Here is a 19,853-nt window from a genome sequence, read left to right as displayed (position 1 = left end):
CAGATCAAACGGCGTGACTGGGAGGCCGCCGAACGCGAGGGCCGCACCATCACCCCCCTGATCACCCGCCTCAACACCATCCGGCGCGAGCATCCGGCCCTCCGGCAGCTGCGCGACCTGCACTTCCACCACGTGGACAAGGAGGAGGTGATCGCGTACTCGAAGCGGCAGGGGTCGAACACGGTTCTGGTGGTCGTCAACCTCGACCCGCACCACACCCAGGAGGCCACGGTCTCGTTGGACATGCCGCAACTCGGCCTGGACTGGCACGAGTCGATGCCGGTGCGCGACGAGCTCACCGGAGAGACCTATCACTGGGGCAGGGCCAACTACGTGCGCCTCGAACCGGGCCTCCGGCCCGCGCATGTCTTCTCGGTTCTGCGACCGTCCAACCCGCAGATCGGAGGGTCACCCACACGATGATCGTCAACGAACCCGTTCAGGACACCTTCGAGGACACTCCCGCCAGGGACCGGGACCCAGACTGGTTCAAGCGCGCCGTCTTCTACGAGGTCCTCGTCCGCTCCTTCCAGGACAGCAACGGCGACGGCATCGGCGACCTGAAGGGCCTGACCGCCAAGCTCGACTACCTCCAGTGGCTGGGCGTGGACTGCCTGTGGCTGCCGCCGTTCTTCAAGTCCCCGCTGCGCGACGGCGGCTACGACGTGTCCGACTACACCGCCGTCCTGCCCGACTTCGGCGACCTCGCCGACTTCGTGGAGTTCGTGGACGCCGCCCACCAGCGCGGCATGCGGCTGATCATCGACTTCGTCATGAACCACACCAGCGACCAGCACCCGTGGTTCCAGGAGTCCCGCAAGGATCCCGACGGGCCCTACGGCGACTACTACGTGTGGGCCGACGACGACAAGCAGTTCCAGGACGCACGGATCATCTTCGTCGACACCGAGGCGTCCAACTGGACCTTCGACCCGATCCGCAAGCAGTACTACTGGCACCGGTTCTTCTCCCATCAGCCGGACCTCAACTACGAGAACCCGGCCGTCCAGGAGGAGATGATCTCCGCGCTGAAGTTCTGGCTGGACCTGGGCATTGACGGGTTCCGGCTGGACGCGGTGCCGTACCTCTACCAGCAGGAGGGCACCAACTGCGAGAACCTCCCGGCCACGCACGCCTTCCTGAAGCGGGTGCGCAAGGAGATCGACACGCAGTACCCCGACAGGGTGCTGCTGGCGGAGGCGAACCAGTGGCCCGAGGACGTCGTCGACTACTTCGGCGACTTCCCCTCCGGGGGCGACGAGTGCCACATGGCGTTCCACTTTCCCGTCATGCCGCGCATCTTCATGGCCGTGCGCCGCGAGTCCCGCTACCCGGTCTCCGAGATCCTGGCCAAGACCCCGGCCATCCCGTCGGGCTGCCAGTGGGGCATCTTCCTGCGCAACCACGACGAGCTGACCCTGGAGATGGTCACCGACGAAGAGCGCGACTACATGTGGGCCGAGTACGCCAAGGATCCCCGCATGCGCGCCAACATCGGCATCCGGCGCCGACTGGCACCCTTGCTGGACAACGACCGCAACCAGATCGAGTTGTTCACCGCCCTGCTGCTGTCCCTGCCGGGCACGCCGATCCTGTACTACGGCGACGAGATCGGCATGGGCGACAACATCTGGCTCGGTGACCGCGACGCCGTCCGCACCCCGATGCAGTGGACCCCGGACCGCAACGCGGGCTTCTCCTCCAGCGACCCCGGGCGGCTCTTCCTGCCGACGATCATGGACCCGGTCTACGGCTACCAGGTCACCAACGTCGAGGCCTCCATGGCCTCGCCGTCGTCGCTGCTGCACTGGACCCGCCGCATGATCGAGATCCGCAAGCAGAACGTCGCCTTCGGCCTGGGCTCATTCACCGAACTGCCGTCGTCGAACCCGGCGGTGCTGGCCTTCCTGCGCGAGTACGACGACGACCTGGTGCTCTGCGTGAACAACTTCTCACGGTTCGCGCAGCCCACCGAGCTGGACCTGAGCGCCTTCAACGGACGGCATCCGGTCGAGCTGTTCGGCGGGGTCCGCTTCCCGGCCGTCGGAGATCTGCCGTATCTGCTGACCCTCGGCGGCCACGGCTTCTACTGGTTCCGGTTGCGGCGAGAGCACGGTGAGTAGTGATACGGTACGCCGTTCTGGTTACCAGAACCCGAGCCCGCCGGGCGGCCCGGTCATCAACAGCGCGCGTTCAACGCGTGAAACCTTGCCGAGCGATCGGGTAGGACACGCCGCCGATCCGGGCGGCGTGAACGTCAATGGTTCCGGCTCCGCAACTCGCCGGTGATGGCCCCTGGCCGCAATTGAGGGTGGGGCGGTTTTCTCCGCCCCACCCTGGGCACGCATCAGTAACACCCCGACCACCCCGGGGAAAGGACGTGACGCAATGGCGGAAACCGTCACACGTTCCAGCACGACCGGTCCCGGCCTCCTCACGTCACTGGATCCGCTGCTGCGGGAGTGGCTGCCGCGGCAGCGCTGGTTCGCCGGCAAGGGACGCCCGGTCACCGGGTTTTCGCTGGTCGCGGCCACCGAGCTGCTGCCGGCCACGACCCGCCTCGGCCTCTACCACCTGCTCGTGCGCGCCCATCAGCCGCTCGGTCCGGGCCCGGGCGGCACCGAGCAGCCCGGCGACTGCTACCAGCTCCTGATAGGCGTGCGCGAGGCGCTGCCGCCACGGCTGGCGCCCGCGCTGATCGGGCATGTGACCGAGGGCCCGCTGACCGGACGCACGGTCTACGACGCCCTGTACGACACCCGGCCCGCCGAACTGCTCCTGGAGGCGCTGCGCACCCGGGCCCGGATCGGCGGGCTGCGCTTCGAGCGGGAGCGGGACCAGGAGGTCCGGGCGGGCCTCGTACCGCGGCTGGTGACCGCCGAACAGTCGAACTCGTCGGTCGTCTACGGAGATACGTTCATCCTGAAGCTGTTGCGCCGGATCGTGCCCGGGATCAACCCTGACCTGGAGCTTCCGCTGGCGCTGGCCCGCGAGGGGTGCCCGCGGGTGCCGGCGCCGGTGGCCTGGATGGTGGCAGACCCCAGGGACTCCGCGGACGCCACGGCCACCGTGGGTTCGGCCGACTTCTCCGACGAGCCGTACGTCCTGGGCGTGCTCCAGCCGTATGTGCAGGGCGCGACCGACGGGTGGGAGCTGGCGCTGCGCGCGCTGGCCAAGGGCGAGGACTTCACCGCCGGGGCACGGGCGCTCGGGCGGGCCACCGCCGAGGTGCACACCGCGCTGGCCCGCGCGCTGCCCATGGTCTCCCTGGGCCACGCGCAACTGCGGCAGCTGGTCGCCGGCATGGTGGAGCGGCTGGTGACGGCCGTGCAGGCGGTGCCCGCGCTGGCGCCGTACGAGACCGGGCTGCACACGGCGTTCACGGCGGTCGGCGAGCTGGCCGACGCGGGCCGCACCTGGACCGCGCAGCGCGTCCACGGCGATCTGCACCTCGGGCAGTGCCTGCGCTCGCCGTCCGGGCAGTGGTCGCTGATCGACTTCGAGGGCGAGCCGGCCCGGCCGCTGGCCGAGCGACGGATGCCGCAGCCGGCGGTGCGGGACATCGCCGGCATGCTGCGTTCGTTCGACTACGCCGCGTACTCGGCCGACCCGCCGCAGCCGGGCTGGGCCGAGACGTGCCGGGAGGCGTACTGCTCCGGGTACGCGGAGGCCGGCGGCCCGGATCCGCGCGGTGACGCCGTGCTGCTGCGGGCCTACGAGACGGACAAGGCGGTGTACGAGGTCCTGTACGAGGCCCGGCACCGTCCGGACTGGCTCCCCGTGCCGTTGTCCGCGATACGCCGCCTGGCAGCGGACGCCGGCGCCGCGGCGCCGCTCACCTGAACCTGTCCCACCTATCCCGTCCCTCTCACCTCACCTTCGCCGAGGAGGCCCCGCCCGTGACCCCCCGCCCCGAGTCCAGCGGTTCGGACCCGAAGAAGAGCGCCGCGCAGAAGGCGGCCGAACCGGAGAAGACGACGGCCAGGAAGGCGCCGGCGAAAAGGACGGCCGCGAAGATGACCGCGGCCGAGGAGACGCCCGTGAAGAAGGCCGCCGCGAAGAAGGCGGTGGCCAAGAAGGCCACCGCGGCGAAGAAGGCCGTCACCAAGAAGGCCACGGCGAAGAAGGCGCCCGCCGAGAAGCCGCCGGCGAAGAAGACCGCCGCGAAGAAGGCCGTGAGCAAGAAAACGGCGGCAAAGAAGACCACCGCCCAGAAGACGACCCCAGCCAAGAAGGCGACCGCGGCGAAGAAGGCCGTCGCCAAGAAGACCGCCAAGAAGACCGCTCCCGTCGCCAAGAAGGTCGCCGCGCAGAAGGCCGTGCCGGACGTGGAGGTCGCCGTCTCGCCCGACGTGGACGCCGCCGACCGGGCGCGGCTGCTCGACGGCACGCACCACGCCCCGCACTCCGTGCTCAGCGCCCACCAGGTACCCGGCGGGGTCGCCTTCCGGGCCTTCCGGCCGTACGCCCTGTCGGTGACCGTCGTCGCCGGGGACCTGCGGGCCGAGCTGCACAACGACGGGGAGGGTTTCTTCTCGGCGCTGGTGCCGCTGCGCGAGGTCCCGGCGTACCGGCTGCTCGTGGCGTACGACGGGACGGTCCAGGACACCGAGGACGCCTACGGCTTCCTGCCCACGCTGGGCGAGCTGGACCTGCATCTGATCGGGGAGGGCCGGCACGAGCAGCTGTGGGAGGTGCTGGGTGCGCACCCGATGACGCACCAGGGCGTGTCCGGCACCCGCTTCTCGGTGTGGGCGCCGAACGCGCGGGGCGTGCGCCTGGCCGGCACCTTCAACTTCTGGGACGGCACCGGGTACCCGATGCGCTCGCTGGGCTCGTCCGGGGTGTGGGAGCTGTTCGTGCCCGGCATCGGCGAGGGCGAACTGTACAAGTTCGAGATCACCCGGCCGGACGGTTCGAAGACGCTGCGCGCCGATCCGCTGGCCCGCCGTACGGAGGAGCCGCCGAACACGTCGTCCGTCGTCACGTCGTCGGCGTACGAGTGGGGCGACGCTCAGTGGCTGGAGCGCCGCGCCGAGACCCCGGCCCACGAGGGGCCATTCTCCGTGTACGAGGTCCACCTGCCGTCCTGGCGACCGGGGCTGACGTACCGGCAGCTCGCCGAGCAGCTGCCCGCGTACGTCAAGGACCTCGGCTTCACGCACGTCGAGTTGATGCCGGTCGCCGAGCACCCCTTCGGCGGCTCATGGGGCTACCAGGTCACCGGCTTCTACGCACCCACCGCCCGCCTCGGCAGCCCCGACGACTTCAGGTACCTCGTCGACTCCCTGCACCAGGCGGGCATCGGCGTGCTCATGGACTGGGTGCCCGCGCACTTCCCGCGCGACGACTGGGCGCTGGCCGAGTTCGACGGCCGTGCGCTGTACGAGCACGAGGATCCGCTGCGGGCCGCTCATCCCGACTGGGGCACGCTGGAGTTCGACTTCGGGCGCCGGGAGGTGCGCAACTTCCTGGTGGCCAACGCCGTGTACTGGTGCGAGGAGTTCCACATCGACGGGCTGCGGGTGGACGCGGTCGCCTCGATGCTCTACCTGGACTACTCGCGCGAGCCGGGCCAGTGGATCCCGAACGTGCACGGTGGGCGGGAGAACCTCGACGCCGTCGCCTTCCTCCAGGAGATGAACGCGACCGTGTACCGGCGCGCTCCGGGTGTCGTGACGATCGCCGAGGAGTCCACGGCGTGGGACGGCGTCACGCGGGCCACCCATCACAAGGGCCCGAGCGGCTTCGGCGGGCTGGGCTTCGGGCTGAAGTGGAACATGGGCTGGATGCACGACTCGTTGCAGTACATGACCCATGAGCCGGTGCACCGCAAGTTCCACCACCACGAGATGACGTTCTCGATGGTGTACGCCTACAGCGAGAACTACGTGCTGCCGATCTCCCACGACGAGGTCGTGCACGGCAAACGCTCACTGGTGTCGAAGATGCCGGGCGACTGGTGGCAGCAGCGCGCCAACCACCGCGCCTACCTGGGCTTCATGTGGGCCCACCCCGGCAAGCAGCTGCTGTTCATGGGGCAGGAGTTCGCACAGGGCGCCGAGTGGTCCGAGGCGCACGGCCCGGACTGGTGGCTGCTCGACCCGCACTACGGCGCCGAGGCAGACCACCGGGGCGTGCGCGACCTGGTCCGCGACCTCAACGCCGTGTACCGGCACAGCCCGGCCCTATGGCAGCTCGACACCGACCCGTCCGGCTTCCAGTGGGTGGTCGGGGACGCGGCCGACGACAACGTGTTCGCGTTCCTGCGCTACGCCGCCGACGGCACCCCGCTGCTGGCCGTGTCGCACCTCTCCCCCGTCGTACGCCAGGACTACCGCCTCGGTGTCCCCGACGACGTGCCCGCCTGGTACGAGACCGTCAACACCGACGCCGCCCGCTACGGCGGCAGCGACATCACCAACCCGGACGCCATCAAGCCCGAGCCCCAGCCCTGGCACGGCCGCCCGGCCAGCATCCGCCTGACCCTGCCACCGCTCGCGACGGTGTGGCTGCGGCCCGCCTAAGGGGTCCGTACTCAGCCGGTGGGCTCCGGCTCGGCCAGTGCCTCGACCAGCTCTGGAGTTCAACGCTCCATCCCCTCGTCGTCCCTCTCGGCCACCGCGAGGAGCTCACGCAGAGGACGGCGGCCTGGTGTCGCGTTCGCGATACATCGCACGCCCCCTACTTCCCGCCGAACATCAGCCGGCGCAGCGCCGACAGCAGGCTTCTGACCGTGCTGTCGGCGCCGGAGGCGGCGTCGGCGGGCTGGAAGGGCTCGCCGTCCCGGCGGGAGGGCGGGGCCTGCCTGTGTACGGACGGGTCCAGTTCGTAGCGCACCGGGAGAAGGCGCAGGCCCCGCACGACCGGGCCGGAGCGCCAGGGCAGCTGGTCCGGGGGCAGGGCGAGGTCGGAGCACATGTTGGCGACCGGCGGGTTGACCAGCGCGGCCCGGTTGGGTCTCGCCGAGCTGTCCGTCCGACAGGCTGCGCCGCACGGTGGCGTTGCCGCGCGGCACCTCCAGCAGGGTGTTGAGGACCATGTTGCCGGTGATGTCGCCCAGTACACCCGGCCGCTGCTGCTGATGGTCACCACCAGGCTGTTCGGCTGCCCGGTGGAACTCGGCGACGAGCTGGTCATGGACCTGTGGCGGATGCTCGACGGCGGCGCCGGCCCCGCCACGGCCCGCGCCCTCGCCACGATGACCCGGCTCGCCGCGCACGGCCGGGCCCGCCCCGGCGACGACCTCACCGCGTGACTGTGACGTGAACTGTTACGGCACCTATACCTGGCCGGATTCCTGCGAGGAGCGGAAGCTGTCCAACCCAAGGGGCGCGGGGAACTGCGCGAGCAACCACATACGACCCGCACCCGCGCACAGACAGACACCCCTACGGCGCTTAGGAGAGCGCGTCGGCCAGCGCTTCCGGCAGCTCACCGGTGTGCAGCACACCGAGCCGCTGCGTGGCCCGAGTCAACGCCACGTACAGGTCACTCGTGCCGTACCGCCCCGGTTCGACCACCAGCACCGAGTCGAACTCCAGGCCCTTGGCCTGGCGCGGGTCCAACAGGACGACGGACCGCGTGAGATCCGGCTCGGCGCCCGCCGTCACGCCGTCCAGCCGCGCGGCCAGCCGTCGGTGCAGGTCGCGCGGGGCGATCACGGCGAGCCGCCCCTCGGCGGGGGTCAGCTCGTCCGCGGCCTTGGCGACGGCACCGGGGAGGTCGTCGGTGGCGCGTGCCCACGGCCGTACCCCGGTCGACCGCACCGAGCTGGGCGGCTGGAAGCCGGGGTGCTCGGCGCGCACCACGGCCGCGGCGACGTCCATGATCTCGGCGGGGGTGCGGTAGTTGACGCCGAGGCGGGTGTGCTCCCAGCGGTCCTCGACGTACGGCTGGAGGATCTCCGCCCAGGAGCCCACGCCCGCCGCCTCCGCGGTCTGCGCCGGGTCGCCGACCAGGGTCATCGAGCGGGTCGGGCTGCGCCGCATGAGCAGCCGCCACGCCATCGGCGACAGCTCCTGTGCCTCGTCCACGATGATGTGCCCGAACGCCCAGGTGCGGTCGGCCGCGGCGCGCTCGGCGGCGCTGCGGCCGTCCTCTTCCTCCTGCCGCTCGGCGAACCGCTCCGCGTCGATGATGTCGTGCGCCAGCAGCACCTCGGAGGCCTCCGGGTCGTCCTCCTCCTTGTCCTCGAACTCGAACGTCCGGGAGGCGTACGACACGTCCAGCACGCCCTGCGCGTAGGCGATCTGCTCCTCCCGCTCGCGCTCGGCGAGGGCGCGGGCCACCCGGTCGTCCGTGCCGAGGAGTTCGGCCGCCTCGTCCAGCAGCGGGACGTCCGCCACGGTCCACGCCCGCGTGACCGGGCGCCGGATGGCGGCGGCGTCCTCGTCGGAGACGAAGCCCTCGGGCTCGGCGAGGAATCCGGAGACGAGCTGCTGCGGGGTGATCCGGGGCCACAACTGGTCGATCGCGGACCACACTTCGCGGTTCTCGGCGAGTTCGTCGCGGATCTGGGTGAAGTCGCTGGCGTCGAGCAGGCTGCTGCCGTCGAACGGGTCGGTGCCGATGCGCTCGGCGTACAGGTCCGTGAGCGTGTTGAGGACGTGGCCCTCGAAGTGCTCGCGCGCGGCGTTGTGCGGCAGCTTGGCGGCGCGGGTGCGCTCGCGGGCGACGCTCACCAGGCCGTCGTCGAGCATCAGGACCTCGCGGTCGTGCTGGATGGCGATCACCGGGTCGGGCAGCGCCTGTCGGCCGCGGACGGCCTCGGCGAGCACGTCGGCCATGTCGGCGCGGCCCTTCACGGCGGCGGCCTCGGGAGAGTCGGCGGCCGTCGCCCGCACGCCGGGGAACAGCTCGCCGACGGTCGCCAGCAGCACGCCGGTCTCGCCGAGGGAGGGCAGCACCTCGCCGATGTAGCCGAGGAAGGCCGGGTTGGGGCCGACGATCAGGACGGCCCGCCGGGCGAGCAGTTCGCGGTGCTCGTAGAGCAGGAAGGCCGCGCGGTGCAGGGCGACGGCCGTCTTGCCGGTGCCGGGGCCGCCCTCGACGACCAGGACGCCGCGGTGCGGGGCGCGGATGATGCGGTCCTGGTCGGCCTGGATGGTCCGCACGATGTCGGCCATGCGGCCGGTGCGCGCGGAGTTCAGCGCGGCCAGCAGCACGGCGTCGCCGGTCGGGTCCTCGTGGCCGGTGCGGGTCTCGTCGCCGAGGTCGAGGATCTCGTCGTGCAGGTCGGTGACCCGGCGGCCCTCGGTGGAGATGTGCCGGCGGCGCCTGAGCCCCATCGGGGTGTGGCCCGTGGCCAGGTAGAAGGGGCGGGCGACCTCGGCGCGCCAGTCGATCAGCACCGGCGTGCGCTCGGCGTCGTCGGCGCGCAGCCCGATCCGGCCGATGTGGTGGGTCGTACCCGAGGTCTGGTCGATCCGGCCGAAGCACAGCGAGCCGTCGACCGCGTTCAGCGCGGCGAGCAGCCCGGAGCGCTCGGCGACCAGGATGTCCCGCTCCAGCTTGGCCTGCCGGGACGTGGCCCCCTGCGCGAGCGCGTCCGTGACGGAGGTCTCGGCGTCGCCGCGCAGCGCGTCCACGCGTGCGTACAGTCCGTCGATGAATTCCTGTTCCTGCCGCAATTCATCATCCGGATAATCGGTGTTCGGCGTGTTTGACAATTCCACTCCCACCCGGATATACTGTGCTCACTGAACTTCTTTGCGACTCGGTGGACTTGAAGTCGCGAACCATTGAATATACGCAAAGAAATCCCCCGAGCGCAATTCCGCTCGGGGGATTTACTGTTGCCTGCACAAGTCACAGCACGTCGGCCAGCTCCTCCAGCAGCCGCCGCCTGGGCCGGGCACCCACCATCGCCTTCACCGGCTCACCGCCGCGGAACACCATGAACGTGGGCATCGACAGCACCTTGTACGCGTTCGTGGTCGCCGGATTGCGGTCCACGTCCAGCTGTACGACCTTCAGCCGGTCGCCCTCCTCGAAGGCGAGGGCCTTCAGCACCGGGCCCATCTGCCGGCACGGCGGGCACCAGTCCGCGGTGAACTCCACCAGGACCGGCAGCTCCGCCCCGATCACCTCCGTCGCGAAATCCTCATCGGTCACTTCCCTGACCCCTGCCGTTTCCATCACCGTTGCCGCCCTCCCAGTTCGCACACCGGTTCCGGACCTCCCGGAACCTCCGCCTCGGCGGCCAGCTCGGCCCGCGCCAGCTGCCGCGCCACCGTCTCCCGCACCGCCGTCAACTCGCCGATCAGCGCGTCGAGCTCGGTCAGCTTGCGCCGGTAGACCGCGAGCGAGGCCGGGCACACGTCGCCCTCCGGGTGCCCGGCGCGCAGGCACTCCACGAAGGGCCGGGTCTCCTCCAGCTCGAACCCGAAGTCCTGGAGCGTGCGGATCTGCTCCAGCAGCTTCAGGTCCCGCTCGTCGTACGTCCGGTATCCGTGCTCGTCGCGCCGCGCGGGCAGCAGCCCCCGCGACTCGTAGTACCGCAGCGCCCGCGTCGTGGTCCCGGCGCGCGCGGCCAGCTCGCCGATTCGCATGCCCACGAACGTACGGCTTGACGCCGGCGTCAAGGCAACGGCGCCGGGAGCAGTCCTCGCCGACGACGTGGTGGAAGGTCGGTCGGCGTCCTGCGCGAGCTGCTCGGCGAGGGCAAGATCCGGCTGGCCGGTGTCTCCAACACGGACCCGGACCAGATCCGCCGGGCGCTCGCCGTCCTCGGCGACCGGCTGGTGTCGGTGCAGAACCGGTACTCGCCCGCCGTACGGGACAGCGAACCCCAGCTCCGGCTGTGCGCGGAGCTGGGGCTGGGGCTGGCCTTCCTGCCGTGGAACCCGCTGGGCGGGCCCCTGGCCTGGCTGCCGGCCCGGCTGGGCTGATGCTGTTGTGGAGGCCGGACCGGGCGGCTGAGCGACGGGGGAGCACCTCAGCCGCCCGGAGTCTGGGTCGCCGTCAGGCCTTGGCGAATTCCTTCTCTCCGCCCTGTCCGGACGCTTCTGCCTCGGCGTGCGGTGCGTGGTCGTCCAGCAGCGTCTTCTCGTCGAAGGGCAGCTGTCCGGCGAGGACCTGGTTGACCCGCTCCTTGTCGATCTCCTTCGTCCAGGTGCCGATCAGGACGGTGGCGATGGCGTTGCCCGTGAAGTTGGTGAGGGCGCGGCACTCGCTCATGAAGCGGTCGATGCCGACGATCAGGCCGACGCCGTCGACCAGGGCGGGCTTGTGCGACTGCAGACCGCTGGCCAGGACGGCGAGGCCGGAGCCGGAGACACCGGCCGCGCCCTTCGAGGCGACCATCATGAACAGCAGCAGGCCGATCTGCTGGCCGATGCCCATCGGCTGGTCCATGGCGTCGGCGATGAACAGCGAAGCCATGGTCAGGTAGATCATCGTGCCGTCGAGGTTGAAGGAGTAGCCGGTCGGCACGGTGATACCGACGACCTGGCGGCTCACGCCCAGGTGCTCCATCTTCGCGATGAGCCGCGGCAGCGCGGACTCGGACGACGAGGTGGAGACGATCAACAGGTACTCGCGGCCGAGGTACTTCATGAACCGGAAGAGGTTGATCCCGGCGACGAGGCGGATCAGCGTGCCGAGCACGACGAGGATGAACAGGGCGCAGGTGATGTAGAAGCCCACCATGATCGTGCCCAGCGCCTTGAGCGCGTCCATGCCGGTCTCGCCGATGACGGCGGCCATCGCGCCGAAGGCACCGATGGGCGCGGCCCACAGGACCATCGCCAGCACCCGGAAGACCAGCCGCTGGATGTGCTGGACCCCGCGCAGGATCGGCTCGCCGGTGCGGCCCATGGCCTGCAGCGCGAAGCCCACGAACAGCGCGACGAGCAGCGTCTGCAGCACCTCGCCCTCCGTGAAGGCGGACACGAAGGTGGTCGGGATGATCCCGAGCACGAAGTCGACCGGCCCCTCGGCCGCGGCCGCGGCCTGGTCGTGTCCGACGCCCTTCACGGCCTCGGTCAGGTGCATCCCGCTGCCGGGGTGGATGATGTTGCCGACGATGAGGCCGATGGCGAGGGCGACGAAGGACATCGCGATGAAGTAGCCGAGGGCGAGCCCGCCCACCTTGCCGACCTTGGCGACCTGCCGTACCGAACCGACACCGAGCACGATCGTGCAGAAGATGATCGGCGAGATCATCATCTTGATCAGGCTCACGAAGCCCGTGCCGAGTGGCTTGAGTTCCTTGGCGAAGTCCGGCGCGGCGAACCCGACGGCGATGCCGAGGACGACCGCGATGATCACCGCGATGTAGAGATAGTGGGTGCGGTCCCGCTTGGCTTTGGGTGCGGCAGGTGCCATATCGGCTGCGCTGGTCACAGCGGCCCTCCTTTGACGACGTCGTCGGCATCACCGGCGTGCGGCTCACGTCCGGGGGAAGCCGGGAGCGGGGCTCCCGGGGGGATGCGGTTTGGGGAATGCCGTGACTATGGCGTGCCCTGTGAGCACGGTCACCCTTCCGTTCATTTAGTTCATAATCAGCCACGGAGGCAGACTGACGACATGCGCATCCCCGCCCCCCGGCCCCGCAGCCTGGCCGCCCAGCTCTTCGCCATGCAGGCCGTCCTGATAGCGATCCTCGTCGCCGGATACGCGCTGTTCACGTACGTCAGCGACCGCAGCCAGGCCGAGGGATCGGCGCGCCGCCAGGCCGCGGCGGTGGCGCGCACGGTGGCGGACTCCCCGTCCGTGCACGAGGCGATCCGTACGGCGGACCCGTCGGCCCGGCTCCAGCCGTACGCGCTGCGGGTGATGCGGGACGCCAAGGTCGACTTCGTCACGATCATGAATCCGCAGGGCATCCGCTGGACCCACCCCAACCCGGACGAGATCGGCCAGCGCTTCCGCGGCCACACGGCCAAGGCCCTGCGGGGCGAGACCTTCACCGAGACCTACACCGGTACGCTCGGCCCGTCCGTCCGCGCGGTCACCCCCGTATGGGACGGTGAGAAGATCGTCGGCCTGGTCAGCGCGGGGATCCGGGTCGAGGCGATCAGCCAGCGGGTGAGCGGCCAGCTCACTGCGCTGCTCGTCGTGGCGGGGGGCGCGCTGGCGCTGGGTGCGATCGGTACGTACGTGATCAACGCGCGGCTGCGGCGGCACACCCACGGCATGAACGCGGCCGAGCTCAGCCGGATGCACGACTACCATCAGGCCGCCCTGCACGCGGTGCGCGAGGGGCTGCTGATGCTGGACGGGCAGTACCGGGTGGCGCTGATCAACGATGGGGGGCGGGAGCTGCTGGGGGTGTCGTCCGAGGGGGACGTGGTGGGGAGGTCGGTGGCGGACCTGGGGCTCCCAGCGCCGCTGACGGGGGCGCTGCTCGCTGCGGAGTCGCGGGTGGACGAGGTGCATCTGGCGGCGGACCGGGTGCTGGTCGTGAACACCTCGCCGGTGTCCGGCGGCGAGCGCCGCGGCTCCGTCGTGACCCTGCGGGACGTGACCGAACTCCAGTCTCTGATGGGCGAGTTGGACTCCGAACGCGGCTTCACGCAGGCGCTGCGCTCGCAGGCGCACGAGGCGGCCAACCGGCTGCACACGGTGGTGTCCCTGATCGAGCTCGACCGGGCCGAGGAGGCGGTGGACTTCGCGACGGCCGAACTGGAGCTGGCCCAGGCGCTCACCGACCAGGTGGTGGCGGCGGTGAGCGAGCCGGTGCTGGCGGCGCTGCTGCTGGGCAAGACGGCGCAGGCGAACGAGCGGGGGGTGGAGCTGGTGGTGTCGGACAACAGTTGCCTCGACGACGGCCTCCTGCCGCCGTCGCTGCCCGCCCGTGACCTGGTGACCATTCTCGGCAACCTGATCGACAACGCGGTCGACGCGGCCCAGGGCAGCGTCCGCGCCCGCGTCACGGTCACGGCGTGCACCAGTGACGGCGAGCTGTTCCTGCGCGTCTGCGACACCGGCACGGGCGTGGACCCGGCCCACAGCGAGGCGGTCTTCCAGCGCGGCTTCTCCACGAAACCGGCGGGCCCCGCAGGCCGCGGCCTGGGCCTCGCCCTCGTACACCAGGCGGTGACCCGTCACGAGGGCCACCTGTCAGTGACGGCGTCCCCCGAGGGCGGCGCCCAGTTCGAGGCACGCCTCCCCCTGGACACCGTCCCCACGAACACCGCCCCCACGGACACCGTCCCCACGGACACCGCACCGACCCCGGCCCTGCGGCCTCCGGGCGGCCCGTACGGGGAGCCCCTGACACCCTCACGCCCCACCGCGTCGGGCAACACACCGGGCCACGGGCAGGCAGCCGGGTCCGGCAGCCCCCTGAGCGGCGCGCAGATCGCCGGCTCCGCCCACCCCCCCGAGCCCGACCACGAGCAGCCCGCCCCTCCCACAAGCACCGCCGAGCCCTCACAGCCCGCCGAACCCGAGCCCTCGCGGTCCGGCACGACCGGCGGTGGTCCGGGTCCTGCGCGGTCCGCCCCTGCCCCGTCGCCCCCCGACGGCACCCCCCAGCCCTCCCAGTCCGCCGTGTCCGGAGGCGACATATGACGAGCGAGCAACCCATTCGTGTCCTGGTCGTGGAGGACGATCCCGTCGCCGCGGACGCGCATGTGATGTATATCGGGCGGGTGCCGGGGTTCGTGGCGGTCGGGAAGGCGCACACCGGGGCCGAGGCGCGGCGGATGCTGGAGCGTGCGCCGGTCGATCTGCTGCTGCTCGACCTGCATCTGCCGGACGTGCACGGACTGCAGCTGGCCCGCTCGCTGCGTGCCGCCGGTCACCACACGGACGTGATCGCGGTGACGTCGGCGCGGGACCTGACGGTGGTGCGCGAGGGCGTGTCGCTGGGGGTCGTCCAGTACGTGCTGAAGCCGTTCACCTTCGCCACCCTGCGCGACCGCCTGGTGCGCTACGCCGAGTTCCACGCCGCCGTCGGCGAGGCCAGCGGCCAGGACGAGGTCGACCGGGCGCTGGCCACGCTGCGCGCCCCGGCCCCGGCGGCGCTGCCGAAGGGGTTGAGCGGGCCGACGTTGGAGCGGGTGACTGTGGCGCTGCGGAACTGTCCGGAGGGGCTTACGGCGACAGGGGTGGCGGAGGCTGTGGGGATTTCGCGGATTACGGCACGGCGGTATCTGGAGCACCTGGTTGACGGGGGGCGGGCGGCTCGGCGACCGCAGTACGGGGCTGTGGGGCGGCCGGAGTTGCAGTATCGGTGGGTGAAGGGGCACCAGTGAGACGGGCGGCGCGGCGCGCGTGGTCGGCTTGCCGGTCCGGCAAGCCGACCACCTCCTCCAGAAGGCTTGGACGGGCGAAGCCGTCCAGGGCTTGTGTGATGTCGTGATCAATCTTGCGATCCGGATCCGCCAGGAAGACGATCGTGCGGCCGTACGACCGCCGCCCGGCCTCAGCTCCGCTCCAGGATGATCGCCTGGCCGCCCGCGCTCACCATGGCCACGTCGAGCGTGGTCGCCGCGGTGACAGTGCGGGTGTTGACCACGACCGGGGTCCGGAACGGGCTGCTGCCCGCCTCGCCGTCGGCGTAGACGGTCGCCGTGTACGTACCGTCGTCCAGGAACGACAGGGGGATCGACAACGTCCGGGCCGTTTCGTTGGTCATCGCCCCGAGATACCAGGTGGAGCCGCCTCGTCGGGCGACCGCCACGTACTCGCCGATCGACCCGGCCAGGGTCCGGCTCTCGTCCCAGGTCGTGGGGACGGCGTTGAACCAGGGCAGGCCCGGCCAGTTCGCGGGGTTGGCATACTTGGACGTCTGCTTGTCGTACCAGAACAGGAAGTTGAGGGGCTGGTAGAACACCGCGGCCATCGCCATCTGGTGGGCGTTGGTCGTCTTGTTGCGGGACTGGCCGTAGCAGATGGTGTAGTCCATCGGGCCGCCGATGTTGCGGGCGAAGGGCAGCGTCACGTTGTGCGTGGCGGTCGGGAACTGCTCGTTGCCGCGCACTCCTTCCAGGCTCAGGTAGTTCGGGTACGTGCGTTCGTAGCCGAAGGGCCGGACGTCGTCGTGCATGTCGATCAGCAGCTGGTACTTGGCGGCCGTCCGGGCCCAGTCGGTGATCTGGTTGGTCATCGACTGGGTGCCGTCGAGGACGAAGCCCAGCTTGACGCCCGCTATGCCCCAGCTTTGGTAGAGGGCGAACAGGGAGTCCGCGTCGCCCACCGCGGTGCGGTCCACGTAGAGGATGACCCCGATGCCGTGGTCGGTGGCGTAGGAGATGACCGAGGGAAGGTCGATCTCGGGAATCGGGTGCGTGGCGGGCGAGGTGACCGGTCCGTACCATCCGCCGTCGTACTCGATGTACTGCAGGCCGCGGGCCACGGCGAAGTCGACGCCCGCGAGGCCGGCGGCGGTGGTCAGTTCGCAGCGGAAGACCTTGCCCGGCTTGATCCACGAGGTGTCGGTCAGGGCGGTGGGCGGGGCCAGATTGAGTACCAGCTCGGCGTTGTCGACGAGTTCGGCGTGCGTGGCTCCGATCACCACCGCCCGCCACGGCGTGGCGAACGGGGCGGTGACGGTGGACGTCGTCTCCACCGGTCCGGATCCGCGCGCCGTGTGCTCCATCAGGAAGGCGGAGAGCGTGCCCGGCTGCCCGGGAACCGAACTGAGCTTCAGCCGGGGGAAGTTCAGCCGGTAGGACTCGCAGACACAGGCGATGAACCCGCCCGCGAGCGTGGCGGTCAGCGGTAGGTCGGTCAGCGGGCCGGTGTCCGTGGTGGACGTTCCGGTCACCGGGATGGCACCCGGCGCCACCGGGACGTAGGCGTCCTCGTCCCGGGCGCTGTAGACGGTTGTGCCATCGGGGAAGGCGAACGTCGTCAGTTCGTCGGCGATGGTGACGGTGCCCTCGTCGAGCAGCAGGTAGCGGAGCGCGACGCCGGTACGGTACGCGCGGATCTGCACGCCGAAGCGGATGCCCGAAGCAGTGTCCTGCAAGTCCCAGCACTGCTCCTGGTAGTGGTCGGTGACGGTGGCGTTGCGCCCGTACACCGGGGACCATGTGTCGTGGACGGTCCGGTACCGGGTCCGGGTGACGGTGACGCTGCTGCCGAGGACAGTGCCGTCGTCCAGCCTCAGGCCCAGGGCCGAGGCATCGACGACCGTCTTGCCGCCCCGGGTGGCGGACCACTGGAGCGCCCCGTTCACCACAGCCATCGTGATGGACGTGCCGCCCATGCGCGCGGTCGCCCTGACCGGGGCGCCCGCCTCCGCCGCGAGGGCCGGCCGGGCGGTACCGATCCCCGCCGCGGCCATCCCGGCAGTGAGGGCCGCGCCCGTGAGCATGCTCCGGCGGGACAGCGCCCCCGGGCGGTTTGCTCCGTGCGTGGCGGTCGGTTCGGGCTCTCCTGAAGCTCTCATGGTGAAGGGACCTCTCCTTGGAGGATCGCGTCGGGACGAGCCGCCTGACCCGGCCGTCGGCAGTAACCGGTTCCTGCCTGGGGTAGTTGTACGTAGCGGTGAGATGATGGTCAAGAGTGCCCAACCGGTTTCCAACAGCTACCGAGTGGTACCCCGGCGGCCGCTGATCAGTCACGCCGATCTCCTGGCCGGCCCACGGCAAGCCGCGCGGCTGCCTTGCGTGCCCTGTGGACGGATGCGGTCCGGGCGCCGAAGCCGCAGGTCGCCGCCCAGGGCACCCGCTCCCGCGCCGCCGAGCGGCCGCCACCTGGCGCCGGCCACGAGGCCCGGACGTCGGCCTGCGATCGAGCACGCCGTGCCCAGCTCTCGACCGGGACCGCGCACGACCCCTGATATAGCAACCGGTTGTTTCGAAAACTCTCCGAACCCTTGCGCAGATTTCGGCGGTGCCGCAGATTTCGGCCTGACGGTCCACTTCGTCATGGCCCGAGCGTCCCTCTGATCCTCAAACGCCTCCTGCTACCCGAACGCCCCATCTGTGAAGGGTGGGCGCTCTGCCCGCATGTACGGGGGCCCGCCGGGCCCCGCCTCCGGTCGCAGACGGCCACCCACCCACCCACGTCCGTCAAGGAGTCCTCATGAGCTCACCCCTGTCCCGGCGAACCGCCCTCCAGGCCGCCGGCGCCCTCGCTGCAGGCAGCTTGGCCACCGGTGTCGCGGGCACCGCCCACGCCGCCACGCCCACAGCCGCGGACGCCGGTTCCGCGGGGGACACGGTTGTCATCCATCCGCCCCTTCCGCAGGTGCCGGTCAGCAACTCCTTCACCGTGAAGGTCCGGCCGGTCGGCGGCAGTTGGCAGAGACTCGGCGTTCACCAGCCCAAGCTCGCGCTGATCGATCCCGTCACCGGCAGGAACACGGCCCAGAACTCCTCCCTGGCCATGTTCGACTTCTCCGGCACCGTCGAGGTCGAGGTCACCTACAACCCGGGCGGCGCCGAGAAGTTCCGCGTGCGCCCGGACTCGTACGGCATTACGCCCGAGGTGCTGGGCAGCACCGCGCGCTTCACCCTGGACCGGCCCCGCAACATCGTCGTCCAGGTCGACGACAAGATCTTCGACTGCCTGCACCTGTTCGCGAACCCCCTCGAGGAGAACCCACCCGCCGAGAGCGACAAGAACGTCATGTACTTCGGGCCCGGCTTCCACACGCCCGCCAACGGGGAGCTGACGGTGCCCAGCCACACCACCGTCTACCTTGCCCCCGGCGCGGTCCTCAAGGCGTTCGTGCGATTCGAGGAGGTGGAAAACTCCCGGCTGACCGGCCGCGGCGTCCTCTACAACTCCAAAGTGGGCGCGATGTTCATCCGCAAGTGCGAGAACATCACGATCGACGGCATCACGATCCTCAACCCCCGGTACGAGAACATCCGCATCGCCGAGTCGCAGAACCTCACCATCAGGAACCTGCGAGCCTTCAGCCACCAGGGCTGGGGCGACGGCATCCAGCTGTACTGCTCCGAGAACGTCACGATCGACGGCTGCTTCCTGCGCACCTCCGACGACTCCATCGCCCTCTACACCCACCGCTGGGACTTCTACGGCGACACCCGCAACATCACCGTCAAGAACTGCTCCCTCTGGGCCGACGTGGCCCACCCGATCAACATGGCCGTGCACGGCAACCCCGACCCCGACAACCTCGAGGTGCTGGAGAACCTGAACTTCGAGAACATCGACATCCTCGACCACCGTGAGCCACAGATGAACGCCCAGGGCTGCATCGCCATCAATCCCGGCGACGGCAACATCGTCCGGGACGTCAGGTTCGACAACATCCGCGTCGAGGACTTCCGCTGGGGCCAGCTCGTGCAGATGCACGTCACCTACAACCCGAAGTGGAACACCGCACCCGGCCGCGGCATCGAGTCCGTCTACATCAAGGACCTCACCTACAACGGCAGGAATGCCGGACCCTCACTGCTGATCGGCCTCGACGCCGACCACGTCATCAAGGACGTCACCTTCGAGAACCTCCGCGTCAACGGCAGGGTGATCCGCGACAGCGGGGGCAAGCCGCGCTGGTACCTGGCCTCGGACGGCGTGCCCATGTTCGCCAACGAGCACGTGCAGAACCTCCGCTTCCTCACCACCGAGGAGGCAGCGGCCCCGTAACCGCAGTCCGCCCGACCCGGTCCGGGCCGACACCCCGAGGAAGAAGCACGCCAAGCCGGTTCGTTGGGGTGATCCGGGCCCTGCGGGACTGCGAGAACTCGCGGATCTCACTGTTGGGCTCCATGCCTTCCACGCTACGGCCGCGAGGCGGGGCCCGCGGCTCAGGAGAGGAGTACTGGCGGGCCCCGGCACAGCAGTACCTCCCTAGGCCCTATTAGGTGTCTTCGGTGACAGCGACGCCGCCGCCCAGAACAACCCTGCGCGCGGAAGACGACCACCACCTCCTCCAGCCGAAGCAAGCAGCCCCCGCACACGCATTGACCTGACTAGAC

At 70.3% G+C, this 19,853-nt stretch carries 13 protein-coding genes and 2 pseudogenes; 9 read left to right on the top strand and 6 right to left on the bottom strand.

The window, feature by feature from the left end; translation table 11 throughout:
• The 4 genes from H8R17_RS21955 to glgB form a co-directional block, all read left to right on the top strand.
• Positions 1-423: DUF3459 domain-containing protein (locus tag H8R17_RS21955; RefSeq protein WP_187824920.1), on the top strand; the 423-nt coding region annotated here is incomplete at its 5' end.
• On the top strand, positions 420-2,123 hold the full coding sequence (gene treS / locus H8R17_RS21950) for a maltose alpha-D-glucosyltransferase (protein WP_187824919.1): 1,704 nt from the start codon (positions 420-422) through the stop codon (positions 2,121-2,123). The genes H8R17_RS21955 and treS, both read left to right, overlap by 4 nt.
• A 265-nt stretch (positions 2,124-2,388) precedes the next feature.
• Positions 2,389-3,843 carry a maltokinase N-terminal cap-like domain-containing protein gene (locus tag H8R17_RS21945; RefSeq protein ID WP_187824918.1) on the top strand — a complete coding sequence of 485 codons (1,455 nt, stop codon included), beginning with the start codon at positions 2,389-2,391 and terminating at the stop codon, positions 3,841-3,843.
• Between the two features lie 56 nt (positions 3,844-3,899).
• Complete coding sequence (glgB, locus tag H8R17_RS21940) at positions 3,900-6,527, top strand: 1,4-alpha-glucan branching enzyme (protein WP_187824917.1); 2,628 nt, start codon at positions 3,900-3,902, stop codon at positions 6,525-6,527.
• 157 nt (positions 6,528-6,684) lie between these two features.
• On the opposite strand, the gene H8R17_RS49335 is transcribed toward glgB, so the two are convergent.
• Positions 6,685-6,921 carry a hypothetical protein gene (locus H8R17_RS49335; RefSeq protein WP_399477078.1) on the bottom strand — a complete coding sequence of 79 codons (237 nt, stop codon included), beginning with the start codon at positions 6,919-6,921 and terminating at the stop codon, positions 6,685-6,687.
• Positions 6,922-7,057: 136 nt separating this feature from the next.
• Between H8R17_RS49335 and H8R17_RS21930 the strand changes: the two are divergent.
• A pseudogene (locus H8R17_RS21930) lies at positions 7,058-7,255 on the top strand (cytochrome); the annotation flags it as partial.
• 145 nt (positions 7,256-7,400) lie between these two features.
• Here H8R17_RS21930 and H8R17_RS21925 read toward each other — a convergent pair.
• The 3 genes from H8R17_RS21925 to H8R17_RS21915 all read right to left on the bottom strand — a co-directional run bounded on the left by H8R17_RS21925 (position 7,401) and on the right by H8R17_RS21915 (position 10,553).
• Positions 7,401-9,632 (bottom strand): AAA family ATPase, encoded by a 2,232-nt coding sequence (locus H8R17_RS21925; RefSeq protein WP_187824916.1) that lies wholly within the window; start codon positions 9,630-9,632, stop codon positions 7,401-7,403.
• 178 nt (positions 9,633-9,810) lie between these two features.
• On the bottom strand, positions 9,811-10,140 hold the full coding sequence (locus tag H8R17_RS21920; RefSeq protein WP_187824915.1) for a co-chaperone YbbN: 330 nt from the start codon (positions 10,138-10,140) through the stop codon (positions 9,811-9,813).
• Positions 10,140-10,553 carry a MerR family transcriptional regulator gene (locus H8R17_RS21915; protein WP_187824914.1) on the bottom strand — a complete coding sequence of 138 codons (414 nt, stop codon included), beginning with the start codon at positions 10,551-10,553 and terminating at the stop codon, positions 10,140-10,142. Before H8R17_RS21915 ends, H8R17_RS21920 begins: the two co-directional genes overlap by 1 nt.
• Positions 10,554-10,631: 78 nt before the next feature.
• Between H8R17_RS21915 and H8R17_RS21910 the strand changes: the two are divergent.
• A pseudogene (locus tag H8R17_RS21910) lies at positions 10,632-10,859 on the top strand (aldo/keto reductase); the annotation flags it as partial.
• 106 nt (positions 10,860-10,965) lie between these two features.
• On the opposite strand, the gene H8R17_RS21905 reads toward H8R17_RS21910, so the two are convergent.
• Positions 10,966-12,348 carry a cation:dicarboxylate symporter family transporter gene (locus H8R17_RS21905; protein ID WP_316959486.1) on the bottom strand — a complete coding sequence of 461 codons (1,383 nt, stop codon included), beginning with the start codon at positions 12,346-12,348 and terminating at the stop codon, positions 10,966-10,968.
• Between the two features lie 183 nt (positions 12,349-12,531).
• On the opposite strand from H8R17_RS21905, the gene H8R17_RS21900 reads away from it, so the two are divergent.
• Complete coding sequence (locus H8R17_RS21900) at positions 12,532-14,520, top strand: sensor histidine kinase (RefSeq protein WP_187824913.1); 1,989 nt, start codon at positions 12,532-12,534, stop codon at positions 14,518-14,520.
• Entirely contained in the window at positions 14,517-15,206 is a 690-nt protein-coding gene (locus tag H8R17_RS21895; protein WP_187824912.1) for a response regulator, read from the top strand. The genes H8R17_RS21900 and H8R17_RS21895 overlap by 4 nt, the downstream gene beginning before the upstream one ends.
• A gap of 170 nt (positions 15,207-15,376) precedes the next feature.
• On the opposite strand, the gene H8R17_RS21890 is transcribed toward H8R17_RS21895, so the two are convergent.
• The gene (locus H8R17_RS21890) at positions 15,377-17,347 is read right to left on the bottom strand and encodes a glycoside hydrolase family 97 protein (protein ID WP_187824911.1); all 1,971 of its coding nucleotides are present in this window, start codon (positions 17,345-17,347) and stop codon (positions 15,377-15,379) included.
• A gap of 638 nt (positions 17,348-17,985) precedes the next feature.
• On the opposite strand from H8R17_RS21890, the gene H8R17_RS21885 reads away from it, so the two are divergent.
• A complete protein-coding gene (locus H8R17_RS21885) occupies positions 17,986-19,521 on the top strand; it encodes a glycosyl hydrolase family 28 protein (RefSeq protein ID WP_187824910.1) in 1,536 nt (511 codons plus the stop codon).
• The last annotated feature ends 332 nt before the right edge of the window (positions 19,522-19,853 follow it).

Source organism: Streptomyces sp. TRM68367 (assembly GCF_014495685.1).
Taxonomy (GTDB): domain Bacteria; phylum Actinomycetota; class Actinomycetes; order Streptomycetales; family Streptomycetaceae; genus Streptomyces.
The sequence above is the reverse complement of the archived record's forward strand: the minus strand, read 5'-3'. Positions and strand labels throughout refer to the sequence as shown.

Bases quoted from the DNA above. Each gene is read 5' to 3' on its own strand.
- H8R17_RS21915 (WP_187824914.1), bottom strand. From the start codon at position 10,553: ATGCGAATCGGCGAGCTGGCCGCGCGCGCCGGGACCACGACGCGGGCG.
- H8R17_RS21895 (WP_187824912.1), top strand. From the start codon at position 14,517: ATGACGAGCGAGCAACCCATTCGTGTCCTGGTCGTGGAGGACGATCCC.
- H8R17_RS49335 (WP_399477078.1), bottom strand. From the start codon at position 6,921: ATGTGCTCCGACCTCGCCCTGCCCCCGGACCAGCTGCCCTGGCGCTCC.
- H8R17_RS21900 (WP_187824913.1), top strand. From the start codon at position 12,532: ATGCGCATCCCCGCCCCCCGGCCCCGCAGCCTGGCCGCCCAGCTCTTC.
- H8R17_RS21890 (WP_187824911.1), bottom strand. From the start codon at position 17,347: ATGAGAGCTTCAGGAGAGCCCGAACCGACCGCCACGCACGGAGCAAAC.
- H8R17_RS21885 (WP_187824910.1), top strand. From the start codon at position 17,986: ATGAGCTCACCCCTGTCCCGGCGAACCGCCCTCCAGGCCGCCGGCGCC.
- H8R17_RS21945 (WP_187824918.1), top strand. From the start codon at position 2,389: ATGGCGGAAACCGTCACACGTTCCAGCACGACCGGTCCCGGCCTCCTC.
- H8R17_RS21920 (WP_187824915.1), bottom strand. From the start codon at position 10,140: ATGGAAACGGCAGGGGTCAGGGAAGTGACCGATGAGGATTTCGCGACG.
- treS (WP_187824919.1), top strand. From the start codon at position 420: ATGATCGTCAACGAACCCGTTCAGGACACCTTCGAGGACACTCCCGCC.